This is a genomic window from Mesorhizobium sp. M1A.F.Ca.ET.072.01.1.1 (assembly GCF_004023325.1).
Classification (GTDB): Bacteria; Pseudomonadota; Alphaproteobacteria; order Rhizobiales; family Rhizobiaceae; genus Mesorhizobium.
Genome location: NZ_RZSF01000752.1, coordinates 1 through 431 on the forward strand (window position 1 = coordinate 1; position 431 = coordinate 431).

1 protein-coding gene is annotated in these 431 nt (G+C 60.6%); it reads left to right on the top strand.

All coding sequences use genetic code 11. From position 1 onward, the window contains the following. On the top strand, nucleotides 1-431 hold a 431-nt coding region (locus tag EOA32_RS39130; protein ID WP_189407753.1), incomplete at both ends, for an acyltransferase.

Consider the following 431-nt stretch of genomic DNA (forward strand, 5'->3'; position numbering starts at 1 on the left):
GCTTTTCGACTGCCCTGCACCTGGTGGCAGTCGATCCCAAGCAAGCGTTCTATGCTCCCTTCAGCCGGGGTTGGGAACTGGCACTAGGCGGACTGCTGGTTTTTGTTCCGCCGATCGGCCGCCGTGGCACTTCCGAGGCGTTCGGTTTGGTTGGCCTTTGCCTGATAGCCGCTAGCTCCATCTGGCTATCCTCGAGCCAGCCATTTCCGGGACTGAGTGCACTCGCCCCGGTGGCTGGTGCTGTCTTGCTCGTCTGGCCTTGTTCTCCTTCCATCGCTACGGCGGTTCTTTCAAGCGGGCCGCTCCGCTTTACAGGAAAAATTTCATACAGCCTGTACCTCTGGCACTGGCCGATTCTGGTCTTTTTCCGTCACTATGCCGGCGGCGCGATGCTGACAGCGGGCGAAGCGCTGATCCTCATCGCGGCAGCC